This is a genomic window from Sulfurimonas sp., from assembly GCF_016744025.1.
In the GTDB taxonomy this organism is placed as follows: Bacteria; Campylobacterota; Campylobacteria; order Campylobacterales; family Sulfurimonadaceae; genus Sulfurimonas.
Genome location: NZ_JADGFC010000122.1, coordinates 1 through 7,723 on the forward strand (window position 1 = coordinate 1; position 7,723 = coordinate 7,723).

The window sequence follows — 7,723 nt, forward strand, 5'->3', positions numbered from 1 at the left end:
GTAATATATATAGAAATTGTGTTTATTTCAAAATTGATATTATCTATAAGAACAGGTACTTTATGATAGTTTTCATTTGATAGCTCAAGAACTATTTCATTTACTAGTTCTTCTATCTTAACTCGTTTATCATTTATACTTGAGATAATACTATTTTGTAAAATTTGATTTTTATCATACTCACCGATAATAAAAAATCTTTTTATTATCTTAGCCACCCAAGATGTTTCATACTCTTCTGAAAAAGTGATTTCTAAGTATTTGTTCCAGTTTTTTTCAATAAGCTGCTTACCCAAGTCTAGGACATCAAATGATTGTTCTAATCTAATATTTTCATGATAGACATCATATAGAGTATCTTTTATATTTACTACATATGCATCTTTAATGGCTTCAAGTTTAATAATAGGTTTTGTTCTCTTCTCAAACAACATATCTGAGTCATGTTTTACTGTATATATGGATATTTGAGAAAATATAATGATCAGTATCATTCCACCTATAATAATAAAAAGTAAAACTGATGTCTTATATGAGAAAGGTATCTTATCAATAGACTCAATAAATTTTCTAATATTCATTGTCAACTTCTATAAATTTTGAATTTTTATATTTAAACAAATACACTTTATTGTGTAACTGCTTGTTCTTATAACTAATCTCAACACCTTCTAAAGAGTTCTTTCTAGGGTGTTCTATCTGTCTTAAAAACTTCTCTCTTGTAAGAGTTCCTTTAACATTTTTCAAAGCTGACACTACTGCTTTAGCAGATAAATAAGATTCTAAAGATATAAAACCTAAGGGTTGCTTTGGAAAATATCTACTCATCATTTTTTTGTATTCCAATATTACAGGGATAGAAGTATCTTGATAACTTGGAACAACTTGTGAAAAAAGTAGGTTATCCGTTTTATAGTCTAACTCTTTGACCATCTCATTAGCTTCACCAAAAGATATATTACAAAAAATCGTATTTTTAAAAGTAGGATCTTTTTTTGCAGTTTTAATAAACAGAGCATTTGCTTTGTATGCACCAATCATAAAAACAACTTCTGGTTTTGCACTCTTTATCTCATGAAAAGCATGTCTTATAGAAAGAGTGTTTCTTTTATACGTACCTTCTCCATGAATTTTAAGTCCCATGCTTCTAAGTTTAAGAAGAAGTGAAACAAAACCCTCTTCTCCATAATCATCATTTTGATAAAAAACAGCAAAACGAGAAATATTTTTTTTATAATGCAAATAATCAACAGCATTATTAATTTCTTGATCATAAGAACTTCTAAAATTAACCAAATTTTCTATGTTTTCATCTCTTAAAAAAGAAGCTCCAGTAAAAGGTGCTATCAATGGAATATCAGTTTTTTGTATAATTGGTAATATTTTTTTTACTGTTGGAGTACCAACAAAGCCAAAAAAGGCAAAAACATTTTTATTTATTAGTTTTTTAACATTTTCTATAGTTAATTCTGGCTCATATTTGTCATCAAACACAACGACTTTAATTTCTTTATCTTTAAGTAATCTATTTTGATTGGCATGTGAGAAGTATGCATTTGCTCCACTATAAACTGCATCTCCCCATGCTTTCATAATGCCTGTTCTTGGTATTGAAATTCCCAATTCTATATTTTTAGATTCAAATCTTTCATCTCTGAGACTTGCATATAAAACAATTAAGACAATAAAAATAGTGATTAAATATTTATACAATTTAAGGCTCTTTTTTTTCTTTATTATATCATTAAATACTTGCACATCAGATAAAGGTAAAAATTATTTAACCTTTTAAGTATACCGTAAGCCTAATGGCGTTAAAATTTGTCATTAATATTTTGCCCACAAGGATTTCAGATGCAAGAATTTGTCTATTATAGTGATGGAGGTCTTGATTTTCCTCTCCCAGAAAACATACTAGTAACCTCTGAACTATCAACTGCTTCAAACAATGACTTTATAGTGTCAAACTCAAAAAATGTACATGGTGAAATTATTGCAGATGAAATTGATTTTTACATAACTAACTCTAAAGATTCAATCGCAAACAAGATTAAAAATGTCGAAAAACTATATGAGATAAATGCTACTCGCTTTGATTTAGCACAAGATATAAAATATACTCAAGAAGTATCACAAGAAGTTTTACTTGTATCTACTAATGAAGAAAAAGCAGAATTTTTAAAATCTATGGTTCCTGATGAATTTAACCTTTTGCATGTTACACCTGAGGTAGTTAAATCTATATCAGGGCATATTGGAAACTTAACAGTTGTAGTAAATGACAACTTCAAAGATGCAACGCTTCAAGTATCTCAAATCGTATGGTATAAGCAAGATGAAATAGCAACTCAACAAAGTGGTACATTTGATCCACTTGAAAGTTCACTTGATGATGTTCTAGCAACTCTACGTACAAATATATCTAACTATGAGTACAAAAAGTTTATCGTGTATGATCAAAACATTTGTCAATATCATGGTAGAAATGAAAAGACATGTGGAAAATGTGCAGTAGTTTGTCCTACAGTTGCGATAGAAAGAGATGATGAAATCAAACATCTTTTATTTTCACAAATTGATTGTCACGGCTGTGGAGGCTGTATCTCCGTGTGTCCTTCAGGCGCACTTGATTATGCCCCTCAAAATAGAGAAAGCATCTATGATATATCAAGAATGTTTAGTGGACATATCCCTTTAGTTATTCCTCAAAAAATGAAAATTAAAGAGTTAAATATTGAATTAAAAGAAAATGTTTTACCTTTTGCAATTGAAGGTGAAAAGTTCTTACACGAGGGAACACTTCTTACTATCGCTCAAGAGTCTGGTTCACAAATTGTTTTCTATACTGACTTTCTTTCAAAAGGTACAAACGATGCGATAAGAATCTTAAATGAAATATATCAAAAAAAGCATGGTATGGATGCTGTTATAGTTGCAATGGATAAAAAAGAGCTAAAAGTTGCACTAAACAAAGTTCAGTTCATAGATAATTCAAGACATACTATCAATGAAATAAATATAGGTAAAAGAGAAATCTTTGCAACTAGACTAAAAAATGTAGTTGGAGATGCTGATTTAGGTGTAGTTCAAACAGGGGAACATATTCACTATGCAAAAGTAAATGTAAATGAAGCTAACTGTACTCTATGTTTATCCTGTGTAGGGGCTTGTAATGTAGATGCCCTTACTGCAAATATAGATGATAATTCACTAAGAATAAATCCTAGTTTATGTACAGCCTGTGGTTTTTGTGAAGTTGTATGTCCTGAAAAAGACTGTTTAAGCATTGAAGAAGATGTAATTAAACTAAATCCTACTTGGTTTAAAGAAGAAGTATTAGCAACAGATACTCTTTTTGCATGTGTTGAGTGTGGAAAAGAATTTGCAACTACTAAGGCTGTAGAGAAGATAGCTAAGATGATGGTACCTTTCTTTAAATCAGATCCAATAAAAGAAAGAACTCTTTACTGTTGTGAAGATTGTAAACCGAAGATAATGATGGAATCGTATAAGAAGAACCCAGAGTTATATAATAATGCACAAGGGGTACAATAGTGAACCAAGACGAAATAAATTCAGCAAGAGTCGTTTTCTACGGGCTTTTTGCCTCAGTATTCACATATTTTGAAACTGACAAAAACTTCAAAGCACTCCAAAATACAGTTGACCTGCTTAGTCAAAATCCCCTAGATTCAAATAGTGCAACAGCACTTTTGAATATGAAGAGTATTCTTGATGAAAAAGGTTTTAAAGCACTTAAAGATGAAGCAAATATAGTATTTTACTCTCCCTCTACTGCTTATATCCCAATGAGTGCATCTTATTACTGCGAAGCTAGAGATGATGGTAAAAAAAGACAAGAGATGCTAGAGCTTGTAAACCTTTCAAACTTTAGAAGAGATACTAAAACATATAAAGATAACGAAGACAACATAGCTTTTATGTTTAACTTTATGAATCACTTAATTCAAAATACTTTAGATGGTGATAATGACTCTGAGAAGATTACTAGAGGTGTTTTTGAGCGTGTATTAAACGAAGTTGTAGATCAGTTTGCATCTAATGTACATGAACATGTAAATAGTGATTTTTATAAAAGTATGGCAATTGTTTTAAAAGTTTTTATTGAATATGAAAGACAATTATATAGTTTGAACCCTGTTAATAATTATCAAGCAAGAGAAGTAATAAAAACTCATGGTAATAAAGAAAAAGTTGCGGCGCAAGAAAAAGCAAAAAGAAACTTTGACGAGTTTAAAACTCTTTAGAAATTACTTTTTTTTAATTTATTAATATGCATTTTTTGCATATTTTAAATCTTATATATATTATAAAACTAGATTATTTAAGTGTCTTCTTTAATCTTTTTCACATTTTAAATATGCATTTTTTGCATATTAAGAGATAGCTGAGGAAATTAGGTTTCTTGATATATCTCTTTGAAAAAAGGGTGTAAATTAATTGGAGGAAATCATGTTAGAAAACAGACGGAGTTTTATAAAAAAAGCTCTTGGCGCCAGCGCATTAGTTGCAGCAAGCACTACCATAGCGATGGCTAGCGGCAGCAAACAAGAAGCTAGTTCAGGTGGTGTAGTTGTAGGAAAATCTCATAAAAAAGAGATTCTTTACAAAGAAACACAAGCATGGGATGATTTTTATAAATCAAGTAGTTAAAAAAGTTATTTAAAAGAAGGAAAGATAAATGAGTAGTAAACTCAGTGATTTATCTATGAAAGTAGGAAGAAGAGGATTTTTAAAATTAGCTTCTCTTGGTGCAACTTTAGGAGCAACATCGGCATTCGCCTCTGCTGATTCTATAAGACCCGCAACAAAAGAAGAAATAAAAAATCCTTATCCTGGTTCTAAGATAGTTAAGACAATATGTAGTATTTGTTCTGCTGGATGTGGAATAAAAGCTGAAGTACACAATGGTGTATGGGTTAGACAAGATGTAGCACAAGATCATCCAATTAGTGAGGGAAGTCACTGTTGTAAAGGTATTGACCAAATTGACTTAGTTAAATCTAAGCAAAGAGTTAAACACCCGATGAAAAAAGTGAACAATAAATGGGAAAGAATTTCTTGGGAAACTGCAATATCTGAAATTTCAGAACAGATGCTAAAACTAAGAAAAGAAAATGGTCCTGATGTAGCAATGTTTTTAGGATCTGCAAAATTTAACCTACAACAAGCTTTCTATTTTAGAAAATTTGCTGCCTTTTGGGGAACGAACAATATAGATCACGTAGCTAGAATTTGACATAGTGCAACAGTCGCCGGTGTGGCGAATACATGGGGTTATGGCGCAATGACAAATCATTTTGGTGATTTATTAGGACATTCAAAAGCAATCTTTATGATTGGAGCAAACTCAGCAGTTGCTAATCCTATTGGATTTAAGCACATGCTAAAAGCAAAAGATAGAAATAATGCAAAACTAATTGTTATTGATCCAGTTTATACTAAATCAGCAGCAAAAGCAGATCATTATTTAAGAATTAGAACTGGTACAGATGTAGCCTTTATTTATGGTCTTTTACACCTAATCTTTAAAAATAATTGGGAAGATGAAAGTTTCATAGCTGATAGAGTTTACGGAATTGATGAAGTAAAAAAAGAGGCTAAGAAATGGACTCCCCAAAAGACTTCGGATGTAACAGGGATTCCGGCAGAACAAATTATTCAAATAGCAAGATTAATGGCGACGACGAAACCAGCAACTGTTGTATGGGCACTTGGAATTACTCAACACAGCACAGGTACGTCGAACACTAGAATCTTACCAATTCTACAATTAGTTCTTGGTAACATGGGTAAAAAAGGTGGTGGTTGTAATATTATTCGTGGACACGATAATGTACAAGGTTCTACTGATATGTGTTGTTTAGCTGACTCATTACCAGGCTATTATGGTCTAGGCGAAAAATCTTGGCAATACTATGCTAAGGGTTGGGGAGTTGATTATAAATGGCTACAAGACAGATTTTACTCTCCAAAATGGATGAATGAAAAAGGTTTCTCATTAGCAAAATGGTGGCAAGGTGTTTTACAAGAAGAAAAGACTTACTCATCATCTCCTATTAGAGCACTGTGGGTTCAAGGAACTGGTATATCTTCAATGGCTCAAACTGCAAAGGTTAAAGAAGCTCTTGATAAATTAGACTTGCTTGTAATTGCTGAACCATTTGTTAATGAAGCAGCTGTTATTACAGATAAAACTGATAATATTTATATCTTGCCTGTTGCAACTCAGTTTGAAAATGAGGGTGTTGTTGTTGCTACAAATAGAACAGCACAATGGAGAGACAAGGTAGTTGATCCACTTTATGAGTCAAAAACTGATGATGAAGTTATGTTTGAATTTGCTAAGAAATTTGGTTTTTATGAAGAGTATACTCGGGCTATGAAAATGGATATTAAAGATGGCGAACTAAAAACAGTTAAAAAAGACTTTTTCTTTGCTGATGATGCGATGAATGAAATTGCTAGAATCGTTAAGACAATTGGTCTTGGTGGTTGGACAGCTGAGCGTTTAAGAGAGCATCAATCTAACTGGCATTTATTTGATCCTATTACTTTAAAAGGTAGAGGAAAAGTAAAAGGTCAGTACTATGGTTTACCATGGCCGTCTTGGGATGTAAAACATCCAGGAAGTCCAGTTCTTTACAATGTAGATGAAGAAGTAAATAAGGGTGGTATGGGCTTTAGAAATAGATTTGGTTTAGAGCATGAGGGAGAAGATCTTTTAGCATCTGATGCAGTTACGATAAAAGGTTCAAAAGTTAAAGGTGGTTATCCTGAGATTACTGCTAAAAACATTGAAAAAGTTTTAGGTATTACTCTTTCTAAAGAAGAAAAATCTAAAATTGGAGCTAACTGGAAAGTTGACTTCTCTGGAATTATTCAAGAAAAATGTAGAGAAGCTGGTGTTGCACCTTATGGTAATGCAAAAGCTAGAGCTATTGTTTGGACTTTCCCTGATGAAGTTCCTATCCATAGAGAGCCTATACACTCTCCAAGATGGGATTTAGTTAAAGCTCATCCAACATATGAGGACCAAACAAATAACTTTAGAGTTGATGTTAAGTTCAAATCAGAACAACAAGCTCAAGATTGGTCAAAAGACTTTCCAACTATGCTTGTTACTAAAAGGGTTGTTAACCTAAGTGGTGCAGGTATGCTTGAGAGAACAAGTAAATACTTATCTCATATCACTCCTGATATGTTTGCTAATATCCATCCAGATTTAGCAGCTGATCTTGATATAAGAGATGGTGATCAAATGTGGCTTCATTCTCCACAAGGTACAAAGATTAAAGTAAAAGCTATTTATTGTTTCAGTGTTACTCCAGATAGAATTGCTCTTCCATATAACTTTGCAGGTGTTATGCAAGGTGTAGATATGAGTGCAAACTACCCAGAGGGAACTAAACCATATACAATTGGTGAGAGTTCAAATACTATTACAAATTATGGATTTGACATAATTACTCAGATTCCTGAGTTTAATGCTGGTTTATGCCGCATAGAAAAAGCATAGGGAGTCGAATATGAGTGAAAATGCTAGAATGAAATTTTACTGTGATGACGATAGATGTATTGAATGTTATGCATGTTCAGTAGGTTGTGCGGAAGCGCATGAGTTACCAGCAGGTATTAACAGAAGAAAAGTAATTACTATGAATGAAGGTATTATCGGTTTAGAATATTCTCTTTCAATTGC

The 7,723-nt window shown here is 32.0% G+C and carries 5 protein-coding genes and 2 pseudogenes; 5 read left to right on the forward strand and 2 right to left on the reverse strand.

Going from position 1 to position 7,723, the window contains the following annotated elements; translation table 11 throughout:
* Positions 1–581 (reverse strand): annotated as a pseudogene (locus tag QZZ48_RS12905) (sensor histidine kinase); the annotation flags it as partial.
* Positions 571–1,713, reverse strand: coding sequence for an ABC transporter substrate-binding protein (locus QZZ48_RS12910; RefSeq protein WP_294966545.1), 1,143 nt, complete (start codon positions 1,711–1,713; stop codon positions 571–573). The pseudogene QZZ48_RS12905 and the gene QZZ48_RS12910, both read right to left, overlap by 11 nt.
* A gap of 141 nt (positions 1,714–1,854) precedes the next feature.
* Here QZZ48_RS12910 and QZZ48_RS12915 point away from each other — a divergent pair, with 141 nt between their 5' ends.
* From QZZ48_RS12915 to QZZ48_RS12935, 5 genes and pseudogenes are all read left to right on the forward strand, one after another.
* Positions 1,855–3,555 carry a 4Fe-4S binding protein gene (locus QZZ48_RS12915; RefSeq protein ID WP_294966547.1) on the forward strand — a complete coding sequence of 567 codons (1,701 nt, stop codon included), beginning with the start codon at positions 1,855–1,857 and terminating at the stop codon, positions 3,553–3,555.
* Positions 3,555–4,268 (forward strand): molecular chaperone, encoded by a 714-nt coding sequence (locus QZZ48_RS12920; RefSeq protein ID WP_294966549.1) that lies wholly within the window; start codon positions 3,555–3,557, stop codon positions 4,266–4,268. The genes QZZ48_RS12915 and QZZ48_RS12920 overlap by 1 nt, the downstream gene beginning before the upstream one ends.
* Positions 4,269–4,473: 205 nt before the next feature.
* Positions 4,474–4,674, forward strand: coding sequence for a Tat pathway signal protein (locus QZZ48_RS12925; RefSeq protein WP_294966551.1), 201 nt, complete (start codon positions 4,474–4,476; stop codon positions 4,672–4,674).
* Positions 4,675–4,729: 55 nt separating this feature from the next.
* A complete protein-coding gene (locus QZZ48_RS12930) occupies positions 4,730–7,540 on the forward strand; it encodes a formate dehydrogenase subunit alpha (protein WP_294966553.1) in 2,811 nt (936 codons plus the stop codon).
* Between the two features lie 10 nt (positions 7,541–7,550).
* Positions 7,551–7,723 (forward strand): annotated as a pseudogene (locus tag QZZ48_RS12935) (formate dehydrogenase); the annotation flags it as partial.